General features: G+C 42.6%; 19 protein-coding genes and 1 tRNA gene. 12 read left to right on the top strand and 8 right to left on the bottom strand.

Annotated features, from left to right (window positions below; genetic code table 11):
- Position 1 precedes the first annotated feature (1 nt).
- Positions 2-241, bottom strand: a complete 240-nt coding sequence (locus AC1XUE_RS07725; protein WP_483356003.1) for a JAB domain-containing protein — start codon at positions 239-241, stop codon at positions 2-4.
- A gap of 787 nt (positions 242-1,028) precedes the next feature.
- On the opposite strand from AC1XUE_RS07725, the gene AC1XUE_RS07720 reads away from it, so the two are divergent.
- A complete protein-coding gene (locus AC1XUE_RS07720; RefSeq protein ID WP_483355361.1) occupies positions 1,029-2,594 on the top strand; it encodes a recombinase family protein in 1,566 nt (521 codons plus the stop codon).
- Here AC1XUE_RS07720 and AC1XUE_RS07715 read toward each other — a convergent pair.
- Together AC1XUE_RS07715 and AC1XUE_RS07710 are read right to left on the bottom strand one after the other, a co-directional pair.
- A tRNA-Leu gene (locus tag AC1XUE_RS07715) sits at positions 2,560-2,643 on the bottom strand. The two genes, AC1XUE_RS07720 and AC1XUE_RS07715, sit on opposite strands and share 35 nt — an antisense overlap.
- Before the next feature lie 108 nt (positions 2,644-2,751).
- Positions 2,752-3,996, bottom strand: a complete 1,245-nt coding sequence (locus tag AC1XUE_RS07710) for an ABC transporter permease (RefSeq protein WP_483355360.1) — start codon at positions 3,994-3,996, stop codon at positions 2,752-2,754.
- A gap of 239 nt (positions 3,997-4,235) precedes the next feature.
- Between AC1XUE_RS07710 and AC1XUE_RS07705 the strand changes: the two genes are divergently transcribed.
- From AC1XUE_RS07705 to AC1XUE_RS07665, 9 genes are all read left to right on the top strand, one after another.
- On the top strand, positions 4,236-5,498 hold the full coding sequence (locus tag AC1XUE_RS07705; protein WP_483355359.1) for an asparagine synthetase B: 1,263 nt from the start codon (positions 4,236-4,238) through the stop codon (positions 5,496-5,498).
- A 215-nt stretch (positions 5,499-5,713) separates the two neighbouring features.
- A complete protein-coding gene (locus AC1XUE_RS07700) occupies positions 5,714-6,961 on the top strand; it encodes an efflux RND transporter periplasmic adaptor subunit (protein WP_483355358.1) in 1,248 nt (415 codons plus the stop codon).
- A 5-nt stretch (positions 6,962-6,966) separates the two neighbouring features.
- Positions 6,967-8,403 carry a TolC family protein gene (locus AC1XUE_RS07695; RefSeq protein WP_483355357.1) on the top strand — a complete coding sequence of 479 codons (1,437 nt, stop codon included), beginning with the start codon at positions 6,967-6,969 and terminating at the stop codon, positions 8,401-8,403.
- 77 nt (positions 8,404-8,480) lie between these two features.
- Complete coding sequence (locus AC1XUE_RS07690; protein WP_483355356.1) at positions 8,481-9,143, top strand: ABC transporter ATP-binding protein; 663 nt, start codon at positions 8,481-8,483, stop codon at positions 9,141-9,143.
- 114 nt (positions 9,144-9,257) lie between these two features.
- Complete coding sequence (locus AC1XUE_RS07685; protein WP_483355355.1) at positions 9,258-9,641, top strand: four helix bundle protein; 384 nt, start codon at positions 9,258-9,260, stop codon at positions 9,639-9,641.
- A 12-nt stretch (positions 9,642-9,653) separates the two neighbouring features.
- Entirely contained in the window at positions 9,654-10,895 is a 1,242-nt protein-coding gene (locus tag AC1XUE_RS07680; protein WP_483355354.1) for an ABC transporter permease, read from the top strand.
- An 88-nt stretch (positions 10,896-10,983) separates the two neighbouring features.
- A complete protein-coding gene (locus AC1XUE_RS07675) occupies positions 10,984-12,150 on the top strand; it encodes an ABC transporter permease (RefSeq protein WP_483355353.1) in 1,167 nt (388 codons plus the stop codon).
- A gap of 105 nt (positions 12,151-12,255) precedes the next feature.
- Positions 12,256-13,629, top strand: a complete 1,374-nt coding sequence (locus AC1XUE_RS07670; protein WP_483355352.1) for a sigma-54-dependent transcriptional regulator — start codon at positions 12,256-12,258, stop codon at positions 13,627-13,629.
- Complete coding sequence (locus AC1XUE_RS07665) at positions 13,626-14,912, top strand: sensor histidine kinase (protein ID WP_483355351.1); 1,287 nt, start codon at positions 13,626-13,628, stop codon at positions 14,910-14,912. Before AC1XUE_RS07670 ends, AC1XUE_RS07665 begins: the two co-directional genes overlap by 4 nt.
- 25 nt (positions 14,913-14,937) lie before the next feature.
- Here the strand turns inward: AC1XUE_RS07665 and AC1XUE_RS07660 are convergent, their stop codons facing one another.
- The 5 genes from AC1XUE_RS07660 to AC1XUE_RS07640 all read right to left on the bottom strand — a co-directional run bounded on the left by AC1XUE_RS07660 (position 14,938) and on the right by AC1XUE_RS07640 (position 19,871).
- Complete coding sequence (locus AC1XUE_RS07660) at positions 14,938-15,525, bottom strand: 1-acyl-sn-glycerol-3-phosphate acyltransferase (protein WP_483355350.1); 588 nt, start codon at positions 15,523-15,525, stop codon at positions 14,938-14,940.
- 26 nt (positions 15,526-15,551) lie between these two features.
- Complete coding sequence (locus AC1XUE_RS07655) at positions 15,552-16,745, bottom strand: site-2 protease family protein (RefSeq protein ID WP_483355349.1); 1,194 nt, start codon at positions 16,743-16,745, stop codon at positions 15,552-15,554.
- Entirely contained in the window at positions 16,735-17,370 is a 636-nt protein-coding gene (locus AC1XUE_RS07650) for an HAD family hydrolase (protein ID WP_483355348.1), read from the bottom strand. Before AC1XUE_RS07650 ends, AC1XUE_RS07655 begins: the two co-directional genes overlap by 11 nt.
- 87 nt (positions 17,371-17,457) lie before the next feature.
- Entirely contained in the window at positions 17,458-18,411 is a 954-nt protein-coding gene (locus AC1XUE_RS07645; protein ID WP_483355347.1) for an acetyl-CoA carboxylase carboxyltransferase subunit alpha, read from the bottom strand.
- 35 nt (positions 18,412-18,446) lie between these two features.
- Entirely contained in the window at positions 18,447-19,871 is a 1,425-nt protein-coding gene (locus AC1XUE_RS07640) for an MBL fold metallo-hydrolase RNA specificity domain-containing protein (RefSeq protein WP_483355346.1), read from the bottom strand.
- Between the two features lie 387 nt (positions 19,872-20,258).
- Between AC1XUE_RS07640 and dacB the strand changes: the two genes are divergently transcribed.
- Together dacB and AC1XUE_RS07630 are read left to right on the top strand one after the other, a co-directional pair.
- Complete coding sequence (gene dacB / locus AC1XUE_RS07635) at positions 20,259-21,593, top strand: D-alanyl-D-alanine carboxypeptidase/D-alanyl-D-alanine endopeptidase (protein ID WP_483355345.1); 1,335 nt, start codon at positions 20,259-20,261, stop codon at positions 21,591-21,593.
- 11 nt (positions 21,594-21,604) lie between these two features.
- Positions 21,605-22,024, top strand: coding sequence for a GNAT family N-acetyltransferase (locus tag AC1XUE_RS07630; RefSeq protein ID WP_483355344.1), 420 nt, complete (start codon positions 21,605-21,607; stop codon positions 22,022-22,024).
- The last annotated feature ends 27 nt before the right edge of the window (positions 22,025-22,051 follow it).

Genomic DNA, 22,051 nt, shown 5'->3' with positions numbered 1-22,051 from the left:
ATTACCAAATAGACCATTTATAGCCAATTTGGTAATCCTGAGTAAATCTTAGATATTCATCCGTAAACGAGCAAAACCCTTCCGCCGTCACAATCAAGTGCTCCAGAACTCTGATATTCAGCAACTCACCGCCTTTTTTCATATTCTTAGAAACATACTTATCAGCATCACTCGGCACGGGCTGGCCTGGAGGGTTATTGTATGCCAGGATAATCCCTGTTGCATTGGCTTTCTTCGGAATCTCTATTTTATTCTGCTCTGGTTTCTAAATCAAACTGATAATTGTGAGCAGATGAGCATTGCTAACCCATTGTTATAGTATTTAAAAGTAAACTGAATGGGCAGAATGAAATAACTGAGTGTGATTTAATATTTCTGATGCTAAGAGAACCCATATTAGTTATGTGCGCCTTCTGATCATTGGTTCTGTAAATTCTGGCTAGCGTTGATCCATAAATATCCATAAGCATTCACATATTTAGGATCCCTACCTACTTCATTGATTTCGTTCTGACAAACACTTCTTTAAACAGCACCGTCAAGTAAGAAGCGTATTAGAAATCCTTCCCTCTTCGTAGCTATGGCTTTAGCTCGGCTAGTTGTTTATTGTTTTTGCAAATGCAGAATTTGCGTAATTCTTTACCGCTCTCTACTTCGGATAGCATATAATGACAGGTTGTCGCTCAGCTGTGAGTGTGATGGAAATTATCTAAATCTTAGTTCTTTTCGTTCCATCTGGAAGCGACGGAAAGTGTAGCATAGATGGTTAAACTACTTTCCCACATGTTCTACAAAAAGCACTGAGGGAAGATGGAGGAGACAAGAGCAAAAACAGTATCATTACAAAAAGCCATGGATATATTAAGGGGCCAGGGACTACATGTAACCGAAGATCAGGCCGGGAAAATCTTGGAATTTCTATCGAAATTCACTAATATAGTTGTAAGCCAGTGTATTAAAGAATTTGTAGATGGTGATTTATAGCGTGATTAAGTCTAATTGGTATTTTAAAATGTAACTGTATAGAGATGAAGATTGCAGATTTATATGTTCGGGTAAGTACGGATGAGCAGGCAGATAAAGGCTATTCGCAAAGAGGGCAGGAGGAGATGCTCAGAAAGTATTGTGGTATTCACAATATTGGCGTCAGGAAGGTCATCTATGAAGATCATTCCGCAAAGACTTTCAATCGCCCCCAATGGTCAAAACTGCTGTTAGATTTGAAAAAGTCGAAAGGGAAGGTGCATCTGATTCTATTTACAAAATGGGATAGGTTTAGCCGGAATGCCGGTGACGCGTACCAAATGATCAATACGCTTCGAAAAATAGGAGTAGAGCCGCAGGCAATAGAGCAGCCTTTGGATTTGACTATACCCGAAAACAAAATGATGTTGGCTTTTTATCTGGCAGCGCCTGAGGTGGAGAATGATCGCAGAGCGCTCAATACATTACATGGTATGCGACGTGCCAGGAAGGAAGGACGATATATGGGAGTTGCTCCGGTAGGGTATAAGAATAGGATAACAGAAGATGGCCGAAAATATATCGAACCACATGAACCTCAGGCATCCATTGTAAAGTGGGCATTTGAACAGGTCGCTCATGGAGTTTATGGAGTTGCAGAGGTACGAAGACAAGCTGTGCGCAGGGGGTTGAAATGTAGTAACAGTAGTTTTTGGAAAGCGATTCAAAATCCAGTTTACTTCGGAAAGATATTTGTTCCCGGATATAAGGATGAAGAAAGCCGCTTAGTACAAGGGCAGCACGAGGCTTTGATATCAGAAGAATTGTTTTATCAAATGCATGACGCGATTGATGGACGGAAGAGAAACAAGAGACCGAATGTCAACGAAATGTCAAATGATATGTTTCCTCTCCGCAGATTTCTGAAATGTCCGAAATGTGATAGGCATCTCACAGGTAGTGCCTCAAAAGGTAGAAATGCCAGATATTACTATTATCACTGTGTCGCTTCTTGTGGCGTGAGATATCCGAACGATCTCGTAAATGACCAATTTTTGAAAGAACTTCAAAAATTCAAGCCTCATGACGGAGTACAAACATTGTTCGAACTGATTGTGAGAAAAGCGTTCAAGGGTCACACAACAAACTCTCTTAACGAGAAGAAGGAAATACTTGGTCAGATAGATCAGATGAATAGCAAGCTGGCTAAGGCAAGGGAGCTTCTATTAACTTCTGATATTGATACAATGGACTATAAGGTGATGAAAAGGGACATAGAGGAAAAGCTGGTACGCCTTGAAGCCAGATTAACTGAAATGTCTAAGCCCTCAGATAGCCCTTTAAACCTCGAAAAAAAAATATTGAATAGGGCTGTAGAGGCTCTTGCAAATATTGATCTGGTATACGAAAAAGCAGACATTGACCAGAAGAGAGATATCATTGGTTCGATTTTTCCCGAAAATCTGGAATTTTCTGAAAGTGGATATCGAACCGCAAAAATCAATGAGGCAGCCGCTCTTATCTTTCAGATTAACAGTGAGTTACGAAATGAAAAAAGCCGAATTTCAGATAAAAATTTATCGAAATCCGGCTTAGTACCCGGAGCCGGAGTCGAACCGGCACGAGTGTAACCTCATTGGTGTTTGAGACCAACGCGTCTACCAATTCCGCCATCCGGGCATTGATCTTCTCTTGTTGGGAGTGCAAAAGTAGGCAGAAAATTAGATTCTGCAAGCGTTTTAATCAAAATGAATAAAAATTAATTGTTTTGATTAAAACCACATGCTCCTATTCGTAACGTAGTGCTTCTATAGGATCCAGACGCGAGGCCTTGATGGCAGGATAAATACCCGAAAGGACACCTACTGCCACGCAAACCGCAATACCCATAGCCATCCATACCCATGGCACAACAAATGTCGCTTCAGTACTAATTGAATTGGAAATGACGTTACCGATGATAATCCCCAGGAACAAACCACCGATTCCACCCAAAATACAAACTACAATTGCTTCAATTAAAAACTGAAAGCGAATTACTTTTGGTGTAGCGCCGAGAGATTTTCGTATGCCAATCTCCCGGGTTCTTTCAGTTACCGAGACGAGCATGATGTTCATCAAAGCAATTGAAGCACCCAGCAGGGTAATAATGCCTATACCAAATCCACCAATACGGAGGTATCCTGTAATACTTTCAAATTCTTTGGCCATCGCATCTGCTCTTTCCAGAGTGAACGAGTCTTCAGAACCCAACTGATCTGCACGTATCCTTCGCATCAGTCCGCGTGCTTCTTCGATAATAAACTCCCCATCTGAAATGTCAGGTGCAGATGCTGTGATATCATAAGTGAGAGATCGGTTGGCGGCCAGTCCACGTCCGTTATCCAGCGGAATAATAATGATCCTGTCTGCGTCTGTACCTCCGCCCATAGACCCTTTTTTTGCAAGTATGCCTACAACCTTATAACGGGCGCCCATAAAAGTGACTTCTTTGTTGACGGGATCAAGATTTCCAAAGAGGTTTCTGGCTACTTCCTGGCCCAATATGGCAGCGTTCACAGAATTTTCCAGGTCATTTTTATTCAGGTTTCGCCCTTTATCAATTTTGTAACCTTTGATGCCAAGGAAGGAGTCGTCGGCGCCAAAGACATTGATGTTCGGATTTGTTTTTTTACTGAGATAATTTACCTGCACTGCACTACCAATATTGGCAGACAAGGAAACGATACCTTTAAATTCATCTCTGAAGCGGGACGCGAACTCCGTAGCCTGATGGTAATTGATGATGGGATATTGTTTGCCTCTTCGTCCGCCTCTGCGCGCTCCTTCATCATATCGGTTTTCAACTGTGAATGTATTGGCTCCAAGGTCAGCAAAACTACTGTTAACGGAATTCTGGATCCCTTCAATGGCTGTGAGGATGCCCACCAATGATGTAATTCCGATGGCGATGATAAGCGCAGTAAGCACTGTTCGGAGCAGATTGGACTGGATAGACCGCAGACCTTCGTCTACATTTTCTCTAATATTCATGAATCGTCGGTTTACATATCAGGCAAAAGCAACATCTCCGATTAACGTTAAGATATAAGCTTATGCACCATATTTTGTAATATTACGTTACTTCTGCAGCGACTATGATAAACAGATACTCGTTTAGTCCATTAGTCTGGCTGCAAATATTTCCTTATTTTCAGTCCTCGATCATACCGGAAATTCCGAACCAAATATATTTTGTAAAGCTGCAAATGATACCTGAAAGAATCAAACCAGTGAAACGCCTCTTTATTCCGCTTATCATTTTTTTAATGATATCCTCCTCGGCCTGGGCTAATAAGCTCCTGATCCCTATGGACGACTCCCAAAAAAACCATTTGAAAGCTTACGGCATCTCATTCTGGATACTGAAAACTTTCGAAATGGAAATGGACTGGCTCCTCAACTACAGAGGAGGAAGTTTTTTGGTGCCCTATAACCAACGTTTTGCTTCTGAAATGACCGTTCGTGGTGTAAGTTATGAGGTAATTTCAGACGGACAGGCATCACAAATATTATCCGAGATCAGTGCGCCGGATGTGAATATGGATGCTGTCAAATTGCAGAAAGCGCCGAAAATTGCTGTATATTCTCCAAAGTCAAAACTGCCCTGGGATGATGCGGTAACACTCGTACTTACGTATGCCGAGATACCTTATGACGTCGTATATGACGACGAAGTGCTGAGTCTTAAACTTCCTGAGTATGACTGGCTTCACTTACACCACGAAGATTTCACAGGTCAGTTTGGTAAATTTTTTCAGTATAAAGATTTTCCATGGTACCGCGAGCAAAAACGTGAAGCAGAAGGAACTGCCGAGAAATACCAGTTCGCGAATGTCCCACAGATGAAACTTGCAGTAGCCAAACATATTGCCGAGTTCGTATCCGGAGGTGGTTATATGTTTGCCATGTGTAACGCTACGGATACATTTGACATAACGCTTGCAGCCGACGGAGTAGATATTGTAGAAACGATGTATGATGGCACGCCAGCGGATCCAGCCGCCAATAGTAAACTGAATTTTGGAAATACATTCGCTTTTCACAATTTCAAAACGATCCCTTATCCATATGAAATTGAATTTTCGGATATTGATAACCAGCCTGAAGAGCGGGGGCTGACAGAGAACAATGATTTCTTTTCGTTGTTTCAGTTCTCTGCCAAATGGGATCCGGTGCCAAGTATGCTGACGCAGAACCATCAGACCATTATCAAAGGTTTTCTAGGCCAAACTACCGCTTTCAAAAATCGCACAGTGAAACCAGAAGTAATCGTTCTTGCTGAGAATAAATCGGCCAACGAAGCACGGTATATTCACAGTACGCACGGAAAAGGATTTTTTACTTTCTACGGAGGCCATGATCCCGAAGATTACCAGCATCGTGTAGGAGAAGAACCTACGGATCTTAATCTGCACCCGACTTCAGCTGGTTACAGACTTATTTTAAATAATATATTATTTCCCGCAGCCAAGAAGAAGAAACTCAAAACCTAGTCAATAGTTATAACATATTGTAATGCCTGGCCATACCCGCCAGGCATTTTTTGTTTCCGTTCGGCTATATCGCACTTCTTGTGCGTAATCGCACAGGTTTTGGAAAAGTATTTTTGTGTAATAGTTCTGATAAATAGTGAGTTATGTTTTGGTATGAAGTTGTAGTTAATCATGACAGTTAGCCATGAAAACACCTTCTTTATAATCAGGATACAATGGATCGTGAAGTATCACAAGAACAGATCAAAAAAGAAAAAAGCAGGAAATGGGGCGTTGTCGTACTCATTATTCTGGTGCTTGGTGTAGGTATTTACTATCTGCGAAAGTCACTAGGAACCAATATTGCTGCTGCCAGAATCCGTACTGCAGAAGTTAAAAATGGTGATGTAGAGAATACATTGAATGCTTCCGGAGAAGTTATACCTGCCTATGAACAGATCATTACAAGTCCGATCCGGGCAAGTATCAAGCGTGTTTTGCTGTCGCCGGGAACAAAGGTTATTCCGGGGCAGCCTATCGTAGAACTTGACAAGTCGCTTACGCAGATTGAATTTGAGCGGTTTCAGGATCAACTGGCACTGAAAAAAAACGGTATTGACCAACTCCGGATGAAGCTCGATAAAAACCTGTATGATGCAGAAATCACTGATAGGATCAAGCTGCTTAACATTAACAAACTCAAAGCGGATCTTGAAGATACGCGCCGTCTTGAAAGGGTAGGAGGAGGGACGAAAGAAGATATTACGCGAGCTGAAAATGCACTCAAAATAGCCGAACTGGAAAAGCAACAGCTGGAAAATGATTTGTCCTATAACCGTAAGTCAATGGGAGCCAGTTTGCGAGAAACGGAACTGGGAGCACAGATTGAAGGTAAAAATCTAAAAGAATTACAGCATAAGCTCAAAATGGCTGATATCGTTGCAGACCGTAAGGGCGTGCTCACCTGGGTGAATGAAAACATAGGATCTTCTGTAAGCGAAGGGGAAATGCTGGCGAAAGTTGCAGATCTGGGTAGTTTCAGGATCGAAGGTTCATGCTCGGATGTCTATGCCGAACAGGTAAAAGCAGGCCTGGATGTAATCGTAAAGGTGAACGAATCTGCTTTGCGGGGAATGATTTCACAAGTGAAACCATCTGTAAAAGATGGAGTAATTGGTTTTGTCGTGCAGTTGGAGAATGCAAAAAATGAACTGTTACGCCCGAATATGAAAGTGGATGTTTATGTTGTAACGAGTAAAAGTGCCAATACTTTGCGCGTTACGAACGGACCCGCGTTTAACGGCAAACAACGGCAGTATGTATTTGTGCTTGAAAATGGCATAGCAAAGCGGAGGGCAGTAGTTGTAGGTTTGTCCAATTTTGATTTTGTCGAAATTAAAAGTGGTTTGCAAGCAGGTGAAAAAGTGATTCTGACAGACATGAATCAGTATGAGCATCTGGAAGAAATCATAATTGAAAACTGATAGCCATGAAAAAATATACTTTTTTGTTGCTATTCGTACTGCTGGGCGATTATATAAAAGCCCAACGTTATTCGCTGACAGATGTGGTGCAGTTGGCACGGCTGCAATCAATATCTTCTAAACAGGCAGAAACTTTGCGTAAAACGAATTACTGGCAATACCGTTCATTTATAGCTGATTTTAAACCTCAGCTTAGCCTGAACGGAACCCTGCCCGGATTCACCAGATCATACATACAGGTCGTACAGCCGGATGGAACAATATCATTCCGTAATGTGAGTAATAATAACTCGCTCATTAACCTGGGATTGAGCCAGAATATAGCATGGACGGGCGGGACCATTTTCATCCAGAAAGAAATGCAGCGGTTTGATGATTTCAATCGGAACACGACCAGCTACAATGGTATTCCCGTTGAAATCGGGATCAATCAGCCCTTGTTTCGGTTTAATGAAATGAAATGGATCAGGCGTATTGAACCTTTGAAATTTCAGGAAGGAAATCAGCAATTTATATCTTCACTTGAAAAAGTTTCTTTGGATGCGGTAGCCTATTATTTTGACTTGCTCATATCGCAGGTTAATCTGGAGATTGCTGAAAAGAACCGTAGCAACAACGATACCCTTTTCAAAATTGCGGAACACAAGCTTAGAATGGGAAAGATTTCTCAGAATGATCTTTTACAGTTACAGATAGGCTTGCTGACTGCCCAAAAGGATTTGGCTTCTGCACATCAGTCTGCGGCTGTGGCATCCATGCAATTAAAAATGTTTCTGGGTTCCCGAAATGATCAAATGCCTGATCTCGAAATACCGTTGGAAGCTCCTGACTTTACTATTGATACACAGTTGGCTTTGGAGCAGGCTTTTGCCAACCGTTCAGATGCGATAGGTTTTAAACGTAGGTTACTGGAAGCAGAAATGGAAACGCAACGTGCACGCAAAGAAAATGGTTTGAATGCATCCCTGCAGGCCAATTTCGGGCTGAGCAACCAGGGAAGCCGGCCGGGAGATGTGTATGTCCGGCCTCAAGACAGAGAGTCTGTTTCTTTACAATTTACGCTACCTATTATGACCTGGGGAAGAAACAAGGCCCGCACCGAAATCGCCCGTGCCAATCAGGAGTTTGCTCAGCAGTCGGTAGAGCAGGACAAGCTTACATTTGAGCAAGAGATATTTACACAGGTAACATTGTTACAAATGTTGCAGAAGCAGGCAAAACTGACGAAGCTGGCTGATAATCTTGCTGCCAACCGTTATCAGATTGCCCAGGAAAGATTTATACTGAGTGATTTGAGTGTGACCGATCTGGGCATCGCCATGCAGGAAAAGGATCGTGCAAGGCGGGATTACATTATTGCCTTGAGAGATTACTGGCAATCCTACTATAGTCTGAGATTGCTGACATTGTATGATTTTGAAAAAAACGAAAAAATTAAATAGCATAGGGCTCACAAAAAGGACCATGGAATAATACTCATATTCCTTTTCCACTGCCCAAACCCCAAACTCACAAAGCCATGATAAAACTACAGAACGTCGAAAAAGTGTACCGCACCAGTTCAATCGAAACGCTCGCGTTGAACAACATCAACCTGGATGTAAAAAAAGGAGAGTTTGTTTCCATCATGGGCCCTTCGGGTTGTGGGAAAAGTACTTTACTCAACATCATGGGACTACTCGATGAACCGTCTAACGGGACGATAGAGATTGATGGTACGCCCGTTACTTCCTACAGGGATAAAGAATTAGCAAAGCTGCGCAATCAGAAACTGGGTTTTATATTTCAGAGCTTTCACCTGATTAATGATCTTTCGGTGCTGGATAATGTGGAGATCCCACTTCTTTATCGAGAAACGTCATTGAAGCAGAGAAGGGAGTTGGCCACGGAGGCCCTTGAAAAAGTTGGGCTAAGTAATAGAATGAAACATTTCCCCAAGCAACTTTCGGGTGGACAAAAGCAACGGGTGGCTATCGCGAGAGCTATCGTTGGTAAACCAGAAATCATACTGGCTGATGAGCCAACCGGAAATCTGGATAGCGCCATGGGAAACGAAATATTGGGTATCCTGCAAAAACTGAATAATGACGGAGCAACGATTGTAATGGTTACACATGATGATGCGATGGCTAAAAAAACGCACAGGTTGATCAGGTTGTTCGACGGAACGCAGGTGCTTTAACGCATTGGGCAGAGAGCAGGGGTTGTGTGATCCAAAGCAAATCTATTGAGACCTTATTGTATCTGATAGGTCTTATATAGTGGGAATTAGCCCAAATTCATAACCTTGAGCCCTATGCCAATAATCCGTAAGTTTCGTTTTGAAGATTTAGAAATCTGGAAATTAAGTGTAGAAATCGGAGATCAGTTATATGATATAGCTGATTTTTTAGAAGGCAAAAAGTTATTTCGTTTTGCGGAACAACTGAGAGGGGCGGGGCTGAGTATCTCAAATAATATTGCAGAAGGATCGGGATCTACCTCAAATAAGGAATTTGATCAATTTCTAAATTACGCCCGCAGATCTGTCTATGAGTGCGCTAATATCATCATCATTTTACAACGTAGGAATTATATTCAGGAAGAACTAAAAACGGAAATTTTTAATAAACTGGACGAGGTAAGCCGAAAGATTATGAGTTTTCGTAAAGTCTTAATTATTAAGCCACCCATGTCCTAAACCCCAAGCCCCATGCTCTTTAACTACATCAAAATCGCCTGGAAGGTATTGCTGCGGCATCCTTTCTATACATTTATCACCTTGTTCGGAATCAGTCTGACACTGACCGTATTGATGGTACTTACTTCTTTTCTGGATCACTTGTTTGGTTCCCACTATCCGGAAAATAAACGTTACCGAACGTTGTATATCGCGAATGTGCTACAAACGGATTCCGCACAGAGCTCCATGAGTACTGGTCCGGCCAGTTACAATTTTCTGAATAAATATGCCAAGTCGCTCAAGACTCCGGAAAATGTTGCAGTTGTCTCCAATTTCAGTTTTTCCAATACGTATGTGAACGGAAAGCGTATCAAGCTGAATACAAAATACACGGATGTTGCTTTTTGGGACGTCGCTGATTTTATGTTTTTGGAAGGCAAACCGTACAATGATCAAAATATTAAAAATGGGGATCGTGTAGCAGTTATTACAGATGATCTTCGAGATCAGTATTTTGAACCTGGTACGCAGGCTGTTGGTAAGTTAATTGATATAGAGAACATCAACTACCGGGTTATTGGCGTGGTGAAAGGCAGTCCGCCTACAAGGATTTACACTTATGGAGATGTGTATTTCCCTTATACCGCTCCAAAAAGCAACTATGAGAACAAGGGCATTCGTGGAAGCTACATAGCTATGGCAGTGGCTAAAACAAAAGCAGACTTCCCGGCCATCCAGGCAGAATTTGATAACACAATTTCCCGTTTACCAAAGGACGTGATTCAGGATGGAGGAAGGTATTCAGTGCTGAAAATTAATGCACTTTCATATTTCGACCATTTCCTGGATACTTTCGCCCGGCAGGATTCCCAGAAAACATTTTTCTATTCCATCATAGGTCTTGTTTTGCTCATGGTCATGGGCTTGCCCGCTATCAATCTGGTTAATGTGAATGTGAGCAGGATACTGGAACGTGCATCTGAAATTGGTGTCAGAAAGGCTTTCGGTGCACCTTCAAAGGCATTGTTGTGGCAGTTTATTATTGAAAATATCTTCATCACTTTCATTGGAGGTGTATTTGCCCTGATCTTATCCTTTGCCATCATTTCTCTGATCAATTCTAGTGGATGGATTGCCTATGCCGATCTGAAGATTAATCTCCCTGTATTTCTGATCAGTATCTTTATCTGCCTGGTTTTTGGACTGTTGTCGGGAGTACTTCCAGCATTCCGGATGTCAAAACTCAAAATTGTAGATGCGCTCAAGGCATAAGGAGCATCAGGTAAAGGGTTTGATTGACATGCCCTCAGCCCCGAACCTCATGCCGAAATATCATTTCAACTTATAACCTACTTCCCACATGTTACGTCATTTATTTAAATTAATCTGGAATAAGAAGGGCTCGCATGCCTTGCTTATCATAGAGATATGGGCTTCGTTTATGGTTTTATTCGGGGTGCTGTCGCTTATCGTATACAATGTCGACAATTACATGCAGCCTATAGGTTTTGAATATGAGCGGGTCTGGAATCTGCAGTTAAGTAATAACCAGGATACAGTGGGTGTTGGCGAGAAGATGAACCGCATTATTCAGCAGATCAAAGCCAATCAGGAAGTGGAATCCTTATCCCGCATGAGCAGTAATACACCGTTTTCAGCCAACCAGATCATGAATGGCGTCACTTACAAGAAGGTGAGTTTGTCGCCGGAGTTTTACTATACGGATGAAAATTTTATTCATACCATAGACTTATCTATGGCATCGGGAAGATGGTTCAGCAAGCGTGACCGGGTTTCGAAATTCACACCAATCGTGATCAATTCAAACTTACAGGAGCGGTTATTTACTAATGAAAATCCTTTGGGTAAGGTAATTAAGTTTGATGATAAGAAATCTTTCAAAGTGGTAGGTGTTGTAGACAAGTTTAAATCAAAAGGAGAGTTTGCCAGTGATGCACCGGCACTTTTCGAGATGCTGGGCAAGGAGGATGGCTGGAATACCAACGTACTTGTTAAAACGAAGGCAGGCACAGATGCTAATTTTGAAGCTAAATTAGTCAAAGAGGTTGCTGCTGCTTTGCCAGGCTGGGGGGTGGAAGTTAGCTACCTGACAGACCAACGAAAAACCAGACATAATCTCACATTGGTTCCTGTAGCTATTTTTCTGATCGTGAGTAGCTTTTTACTTACCAATGTTGCATTGGGACTTTTTGGGATTCTTAATCTGAATATTGCTAAACGGAAGAATGAAATTGGCCTTCGAAGAGCCATGGGAGCCACTGAAAACGGGGTCACATCCCAATTCCTGGGTGAGGTATGGGTACTGGCAACGCTCAGTGTATTCGTCGGGTTACTTTTTGCCATTCAGTTTCCTATCTTACATGTCTTTGATTTACAAGCAAAGATTTACATCATGGCCATCATATTGGCGGTAATCATTATCTTCATCATCGTCACACTTTGTGCCTGGTGGCCAAGCCGGCAAGCCTCCCGGATTCATCCGGCGCTGGCACTACATGAAGAATGATGGTAGGAACTCAATGTTTCAAAATAACAGGGATAGGTTCTTCTCATTCCAAATAGGACAATACCTTTGCATTATAATTTTTGAACGCTAAAAATAAGAAAACGAGTGCTGCTGATTATCGACGACGACCTGGCTATACGAACATCACTGGCGCTATTGCTTAAAAGCAATGGATTTCAGGTGAAAGGTGCCGCGTCGCCCGATGATGCATTCAAAATATTACAGAACGAAGTACCTGAACTCATTCTGTTAGACCTGAATTTCTCTATGGCGACATCAGGAGATGAGGGGATGACCTTATTATCGGGAATAAGAAAACACAACCCTGCGATTCCAGTCATACTGATTACTGGGTGGGGGACGATAGACTTGGCCGTACAGGGAATGAAACTGGGAGCGAAAGATTTTATTACCAAGCCCTGGCAGAACGAATATCTGCTGCAATCTGTAAAAACCATTCTGAATCTCGAACAACCAGATCCGGAACAGGGCAACAGACGAAAGCTTATTAGTAAGTATCAGTTTGAGAACATCATCGGTAAAGATGCGAAACTGCTCGACATCCTTGATACAGTGGGACGGGTAGCTGTCACCGACGCACCTGTGCTGATCACAGGCGAAAGCGGAACAGGAAAGGAACTGATCGCGGAGGCAATTCACACCAATAGCAAAAGGAAAGTACGGCCGTTTGTGAAAGTAAATCTGGGCGGTATATCTTCTTCACTGTTTGAAAGCGAGCTTTTTGGCCATGTGAAGGGAGCTTTTACGGATGCAAAATCGGATAGGGAAGGACGATTTGAAATGGCTCATCGAGGTACCATTTTTCTTGATGAAATCGGAGAGTTGGATCTGGCAAGTCAGGTAAAACTGCTTCGCGTGTTGCAGGAGCGAACTTTTGAACCTTTGGGAAGTAGTAAAAGCCGGGTTGTAGACGTCCGGATCATTTGTGCGACCAATAGGAATCTTGAAGAGATGGTGGTACAAGGAACATTCCGTGAGGATCTTTACTACCGTATTAATCTGATAACCGTTAAATTACCTGCGCTCCGGGAACGCTCCGGTGATATCCCGCTTCTCGCCGAGTTTTTTATCAATAACCTGAAAGTAATATACCAGCGACCGGATCTGCAGCTTTCAAGGTCAGCAGCAAAATGGCTCAAATCGCTGACATTGCAGGGCAACATCAGGCAGTTGAAAAACATTGTGGAACGCACCGTGTTACTATCTTCGAATGATGTACTGGATGTGGATGATTTTCAACTTAGTATGCATACCGGCGTGGTATCTTCCCGAAGTAGTAATCTGCCGGAAGTAGGAGCACTTACACTCGAAGAAATGGAACATCAGATGATCCGGAAAGCCATGGACTTTCATCAGAATAAGGTTTCGAAAGTAGCGCGTTCCTTGGGTATAACGCGGTTTGCGCTGTATCGCCGACTGGAAAAGTATGGAATCTCCTACGAATCGGACGACTTATGAGATGGTCTACACGAACGCAATATGTGGCCTATATCGTATTGCTTCATCTTGTATTGGTCTTGCTTGTATATAAGATATTGTTTCATGATAAGATGTTGTTTATCGCGTCCGAGCTTTTTCTGCTTATATCTATCGGCTTGTCCATCAGGATTTTTCAGAACTTTACTAGACCCAATGCTTTTGTAAGGTCAGGAATAGAAGCAATAAAAGATAAGGATTTTACCATCAAATTTGTAGCTACCGGAAACAGCGAAGTAGATTCCTTGATTGAAGTTTACAACCTGATGATCGATCAGCTCAGGGAGGAAAGGACAAGACTGCATGAAAAACATTTCTTGCTGGAAAAGCTGATTGCTGCTTCCCCGATCGCCATCATCATTCTTGATTTTGACGGGGAAATTGAATCCCTTAATCATCAGGCCAGCAGGTTGTTGAATTTAGATGAATCGGCCTGCTCCGGAAAGAGACCTCAGGAAGTAGACTCCGAAATTTTAACTAAAATAGGAGATCTGACCGATGGTGAATCTGCGGTCATCAAGCCATCAGGCATAGCAACCTATAAAGTCCAGCGTTCGCATTTTATGGATCAGGGATTTCGCAGATCATTTCTGATGATTGAAGAACTCACGATGGAAATGTATGAGTCTGAAAAGAAAGCATATGGAAAAGTAATCAGGATGATGGCACATGAGGTCAACAACACGTTGGGTGCTACGGATTCCATTATCCAGACTGCCAGACAAATGCTATTCTCGGAGGAGTTTGCAGAGCTGAATGAAGCGTTACGTATTTCGTCTGAGAGAAACAGAAAGCTTACTCACTTTATGCGTAATTTTGCGGATGTGGTTCGACTACCCCAACCAACTTTTCACGAAGTTAGAATAGCCGCTCTTGTTCAGGATGTAGCCATTTTTATGAAGTCTTTCGCCTTAGAAAATGCGGTGGATATCGAAGTGGATATCGCAAGAGAAATGACTATTAAAGCCGATTCAGCTCAACTGGAACAGGTGTTGGTGAATGTAATACGTAACGCAATTCAGGCCTGTAGCGCCGGAGGCCGTGTCATGATCAGTGTATCGGAGCATGATTTGGTCATCGCCAATAATGGAAAGCCGATCACGGTTTCAGAATCCGGTCAGCTTTTTAATCCATTTTACAGTAGCAAACCAGACGGGCAGGGTATAGGACTGACGCTAAGCCGGGAAATTCTGTTGAAGCATGGCTTCGGATTTTCGCTAAAGACCAATACAGCAGGCTGGACCGAGTTCGTGATTGTATTTTGATCATTCAGAAACGAGCTCTGTTCAATCAAAGTCGATCCGTTTTTTCAATCTTTCCCGTTTTTTCATAATTTTTCAGCCAGGTCTTACGCTTTCCGCCAATCGTCAGATAAAAGTCATATATGGACTTTATATCAGTTTCATAGTCATTCGTAAGATACATCGGCTCACTGACTACCACTGCTTTTCGGGGATAATCAAAACCAATCAGAATGAGAGGAACATTTGCTTTCGAAGCAATATGGTAGAACCCTGTTTTGAGTCTGTCGACATCTTTTCTGGTACCTTCTGGTGTGATGGCAATATGTAAGTTTTCGCGGGACTGATACATCGCAGCGACGGTATCAACCAAATTTGACGCTTTGTTTCTGTAAACCGGATAGCAACCCATCGCTCTGAAAAGCCATCCGGAATACCATTTGAACAGCTGACTTTTCGCCAGGAAACCGATATTGATATCAAGTTCTGCACGGCCACCAAGGCATACTATAAAATCCCAGTTGGAGTTATGTGGAGTTCCGACCCAAACCGCCTTTTTGACTTCAGTTGGATACCGGCCAATGATCTTCCAGCCGGCAGCACGGTACAAAAATGCAGTTAAGACTCTTAGCATCATGAGGACAATTGTTTGTTGTCTGCTGCTTACAGAATAATGAATGGCCTTGGACTGAACGTCAGGACAAAAACAAACAGTGCGAAAATACCCATGATAATTCGTGGCGTATCCAATGGACGGTTATCCTGTGTGTCAGGATGTTTTATACCCAGAATTCTGCCCAGAATAAAAACAAAAGGAAGGAAACCTGAATAGCCTTCTTGTTCGGGAAGCAGATATGCCACTGCAAATTGTGCCACTACGATGATCAGACTGATCATAATAGCCGTTGAGGCAGCCTCGAATGTTCTTCGGAAACAGATATAAATGAAATAGATGTAGAAGAACAAATACAACAACTGTTCATAAAACAATTCATCGCTACCTATTGCAAAAGACTCGGGGCGGAATAGTCCAAGACCGGCAAAGAATACAAAAACACCAAAAAGCGCCGGTGCTATAATGTCGAATTTTTGTTTTCCGATTAATCCGTACAGAATATGTCCTCCATCCAGTTGCCCGATTGGAATCAGGTTAAGAGATGTAAAGAACAGAGCCAGATAACCCGCAAAGATGAAAGGGTAGTGGATCATCTCGTAATCGTGCGGCAGTAAAGCAGGGTCGGCTACGAAATTTTTGAAAAGCCAGAAGAGAATGTTATCTCCTAAAGCAATGTTGCCAGCCGAGTTTTCATACGCAAACTGTCCATAACTGGATCCAAAGCGCTCGTATTCAGGGTGAATTGCGTAAATATATTCCAGAGGTGGCAGGTGCGTGAAGCCATACCAGAGTACTGCCAGAGCAGCAAAAAATCCAGCCAAGGGACCTGCAATTCCTATATCAAAAAATTTCAGCCTCGATGTCACAACCGACTTAATGCGGATAAACGCACCCATGGTCCCAATGCTCTGCGAGATACCAAACCACAGCGGGATATAAAATGGAAGCGTTACTTTTACCTGATGCGCTTTGGCTGTGAAATAATGGCCAAATTCATGGATAGTTAAGATCGCCAGAAACGGCAGCGAAAATTGAAATCCACGTACGAATTCCGGCCAACCCATGGCTTTTTCGGAAGCTGCTTTAAGTTCGGGACTATCGTTGCCGATGAGTTTGAAGAAATCAAAAACAAAAGAAAAGGTATTGCCAAAAATCCATTCAGCACCAGACATGGTTGTGGTGATGAGGGTAAGAATAAACAATAATGCCTGAATGAGGTAGGTGCGCGTACTAGACTGCATAGTCTTTGAGATATTCCAGAATGGTAGTAGGTTTTTGAACCAGAATCGTATCTATCCCCAGCTGCGCTGCGGATTTGATATTATCTGCATTGTCGTCAAGAAACAACGTTTCCCCGGCTTTAATATTCTGCTCTTTTAATACCTGAAGGTAAATTTCCGGATCCGGTTTCATAATACCCATCTCGTAGGAAAGATATACTTTGTCGAACAGATCGTCCAGCCTTTCAATACCGGTAGATGCTTTGAGTATTTTGTTTACCTGTGTAATGTGTATTGAGCTCGTATTGCTCAGCAGGAACAAACGGTATTTGCTACGCAGCTTCTTGAGTAATTCAACACGTTCAGCGGGGAGATCCAGCAGCAGACTATTCCAGGCTGTATCGATCATTTCATCAGTCCAATCCGGAGAATCAACCAATTTGCGTATCAGATTCCTGAAACTGATTTCATCCAGCGAACCTGTTTCAAACTGGCGGAAGAGGTCATTTTCTTTAAAAAGACTCAATATTTCAGCCTGCTCGCGGCCGCTCAGTTTAGCAAAGGAAAGAGAAGCAACCGGAACATCGATGTTCAGAATCACGTCGCCCAAATCGAAAATAATGTTCTTTATGTTTCCGTTTTTCATAATCCGGTTTGTGCCAAGAGCTGTAAGTTTAACTTTCAGCAGTCAACTTACAGCTCTTTTAAATGCTTTGAAAATAAATGACCGAGGTTACTCAACCACAACACCCATGGCCGAAAATTTATCGATGCGTTGATCAATACGCTTGTCGGCTGAGATTTTAGAAAGTTCTTTTACGTTATCTAGTATCACCCTTTTCAGTTCTTCTGCCATCCAGTCGTGATCCAGATGAGCACCACCCAGAGGTTCCGAAATGATACCGTCAACCAGTTTGTTGTTCACCATATCTTTGGCAGTGATCTTCATTGCATCCGCAGCCTGCTCCTTGAAATCCCAGCTTCTCCATAAGATGGTGGAGCAGTTTTCGGGAGATATAACAGAGTACCATGTGTTTTCAAGCATCAAAACACGATCCCCGATGGCAATACCCAGTGCGCCACCGGAAGCTCCTTCACCGATCACGATACAGATCACCGGAACTTTCAACATAAACATTTCTTTCAGGTTACGCGCAATGGCTTCACCCTGCCCGCGCTCTTCTGCTTCCATTCCCGGGAATGCACCCGGCGTGTCTATCAGTGTAACGATGGGTATATTGAATTTTTCAGCAAGCTTCATGAGACGGAGTGCCTTCCTATATCCTTCCGGATTGGGCATACCGAAGTTGCGGTGCTGACGTTGCTTTGTATTCCTTCCTTTCTGTTGGCCAATCAGCATCACAGACTGCCCGCCAATATTGGCAAGGCCACCAATAATAGCCGGATCATCACGTACCTGACGGTCACCGTGCAGCTCTATGAACTCATCACAAATCCGCTCGATATAATCCAGCGTATACGGACGATCAGGATGGCGTGAAAGCTGTACGCGCTGCCACCTGGTAAGATTTTCAAATATTTCTTTTCGAAGATCTGTTATATTCCCTTCTAACAGGGAAATGGCACCTGAAAAATCAACATTATTTTCTGATGCTAATGCTTTCATTTCTTCGAGCTTGCGTTCGAGCTCGGCCATAGGTTTTTCAAAATCCAGATATGTTCTCATTTCTTAGGTTCTAAATTAATTGGAAAAATGCAGGATTAAAGTTCATAAGAGCGACCTCTGAGCGGTATTTCTACATTGTTGTAACCCAGCTCGTTAATTTTCTCCTGAAAATCAGCCATACTTTGCTGCTCCCCATGTACCAGAAAAACTCCTTTGAGTTTGTCCGGATTTTGCATTTTTACAAATTTTATTAAATCATTCTGATCTCCGTGACCGCTAAATACGTCAATTTTTTCAATATTAGCCAAGACCGGGAGCTGTTTACCACGAATCGATATCGTATCCTGGCCATTTAAAAGTCTCCATCCCAGCGTTCCTTCGGACGCATAACCAATCATCAGAATTGTAGCATATGGGTTACCTATATTGGCTTCCACGTGGTGTTCAATCCTCCCTCCCTGCACCATTCCTGATGAAGAAATAATTATACACGGTTCGTTATAGTTAGAAATGGCCCGGCTCGCTTCAGCATTTTCGAGATAGATCAGATTATCGAAGTCGAAAAGCATGTCATTGTCATCCTGGAAATTCCGTGCTTCCTTGTTCAGAAGACGTACATGCCGCTGATAAACTTTTGTGCTGCTATAGGCTAGCGGGCTGTCCGAAAATACTTTCAGACTGGGAAATTTGTGCCTGGCGTAAATCTTGTTGAGTGTAAAAAGTAATGCCTGTGTTCTCCCCACACTGAAGGAAGGAATGATCAATCTGCCCGGGATATCCACACAGGTTCTTCTGATCACATCGGCAAGTGCTGTTTCAGGGTCTTCTTTGGTTTCATGAAGGCGGTTTCCATATGTCGTTTCACATATCAGATAGTCTACATCCGGTACTTCCTGTGGATCAGTTAGTAACGGATAGTTACTTCTGCCAATGTCACCGGAAAAGCATATTTTCTTCTTTTGCCCATTTTCAAATACTTCTACCACAATGTGTGCAGCACCAAGCAAATGCCCGGCCGGATGGAAAGTGATCCAAACATGGTCGGCAATGCGGTAACGTTGTCCAAAAGATACGGGGACGAAATTATCAAGGGCCTCAATTACATTTTTTTCAACGAAATAATCCCTCGGTAACTCCTTCTTTTTCTTTCCTTTCTTCTTTCCATTTGCTCCACTTCTGGCGTTCAACCGTTTTTGATGCAAGTTGGCCGCATCCTTTAAAAGCAAAGATGAAAGAGAGAGCGTCGGTTCAGTGCATACCACCCGCCCTTCAAATCCTTCTTTAAAGAGATTCGGGATATTGCCCGAGTGGTCAATGTGCGCGTGGGTAAGAAGTACAGTATTAATTAAACTTGCATCAAACGGAAAAACACTTTTTTGTTCATCGTAGCGGTTTTTTTTTCCTATTTCATCTAAATCAAAATCTGAACCGCAGTCAATCAAAATTCGGTAATCATCGGATTCCAACAGGAACATACTACCGGTTACTTGCTGTGCAGCTCCCCAAAATGTCAATTTCATACTTTATGATTGGGGTGAATATTATATAGTATGATCTTACCCTTTGCAGGGAAAATCAAAAAAGCTCTTGTTTGGGTATTGGTTAAAAATTCAATGGTTCAGCATCAACGGCACTTCTAGTACCCTACCTGGAGGACAGTTATGCGTGCATGACGCACGGAATTTGTACAAAAGTATCAAAAAAGAGACTTAGATTACTGATAAGTTACTAGTTTAGGAATGAATCTTTGTTTCCTGCATAATTTAAGGCTATTTGTTAAATCTATGAAGTGCTGTCTGACTGTAATAATTTGTTTCCTGAGTTATGTTTCTACTGCGCAGTCAGCGGATAGCATTGCGATCAGTCATCTTAGTGATGCGGTCTTGGAACTTCAGAATAGTGAGCTCATGAGAAATGGAACTCTTGCGATCAGCCTGAAATCAGTAAAAGACAAAAAAAACAAGTTTGCACTGAATCCGGAGTTGTCTTTGCCATCCGCATCTACACTTAAGTTAGTGACTACTGCTACTGTGATGGACATTTTCGGTGGAGATTATCGCTATAAGACTTATCTGGAATATGACGGGATGATTAGAAAAGATACGCTTTTTGGCAATATCTATGTGCGGGGAAGTGGTGATCCTACATTAGGTAGTGATCGTTTCAAAGGTTATCCGACTTCAGCGGAAATACTATTGAAATGGACAAAAGCGATACAGGGACTTGGTGTCAAAGTAGTGATGGGAGAGGTAATAGGCGAGGGGTCCTTTTTCGATAAGCGCATCGTAGCAGACAGCTGGATCTTTGCCGACTTAGGTAATTACTACGGAGCAGGTGTAAGCGGACTCAATTTTAGTGACAACCTGTATAAAATCAAATTCAAGCCAGGCAACAGCGTGGGTGATCCGGCCGTATATCTGAATACAGAACCTGAACTCCCATATCTGATGTTTCAGAATGAGGTAACAACCGGAGAACGTGGTTCAGGTGATAAGACCATCCTGTACGGTAATCCTTTAAGTAAGCAGGTGATCATGACTGGTACGGTACCAACAGGCTTTGCGACCTATCAGGTAAAAGGATCAATTCCGGATCCATCAGCCTATGTCAGTTTTGTATTACAGAAAGCGCTGACCGCAGTGCAAATCAAAGTTACAAAACCGGCGGTAGTCGAAAAGAAACAAACAAGCCGTAAAGTCGTTGATGAAACTGTTTCGCCACCCTTGCGTGAAATATGTACGCAGACAAATCTGTGGAGCGTCAATCTATATGCTGATGCTTTTTTGAAACTCTCAGGAAGACGACTGGCCGGAGATCCGTCCTTTGATGCTTCGGCCAAAGCGGTAAAAAGCTATTGGGTGTCAAAAAGGGCCGATATGAGAGGTTTCACCATTAAGGATGGTAGCGGATTGTCGCCTTCAGGGTCACTTTCGGTACACAATATTACAGAGATTTTGAGCGTTGCCTCGAACAATCCGGGATTTACTGATTTTTACAAAACCATTGCCGTATGGGGGCAATCAGGAACGGTGCGTAATCTGGGAAAGGGTATCAGAGCTGCGGGCAATGTGAGAGCAAAAAGTGGTTCGATTGAAGGTACCAGAGCCTACGCAGGATATGTTACTTCAAAATCAGGCGACATGCTGAGTTTTGCCATTATTGCTCATAAATATGAACCTGAAAGTGCTCGGATCATATCTGAAGAGCTGGTAAGGCTTATAAAACTGATTGGTGAAATATAGATCAACTGAGTATGGATATTCAGATTAAAAAAGTAGACGTAGCTGATATTCTGGAAATTCGGCATGCGGTACTCTGGCCAGAACAGCCACTCGAATTTGTAAAAGTGCCGGAAGATAATTTGGGTGTGCATTTCGGACTCTTCTTTGAAGGAAAGCTGGTCTCGGTTATTTCATTGTTTGCAGAGCGGGAAAGTCTTCGATTCAGAAAGTTTGCTACCCTACATGCTTATCAGAATAATGGCTTGGGATCTCAGCTACTAAGGTTCGTAATTAATTATGCACATGATAACCGCTATAAAGAGTTGTGGTGTGATGCAAGAGTAACGACTGGTAATTTCTATTTACGACATGGATTTGAGAAGCGGGGAGAGGCTTTTTTTAAGAAGGATATAGCGTATTACAAAATGTCGATGAATTTGAATGGCAATTAAGCAGCCCGGCAAACACAGTATGATTTG

The sequence above is a fragment of the Dyadobacter sp. HNCC25DJ187 genome (assembly GCF_056895255.1).
This window is presented reverse-complemented; position numbering and strand designations above follow the sequence as displayed.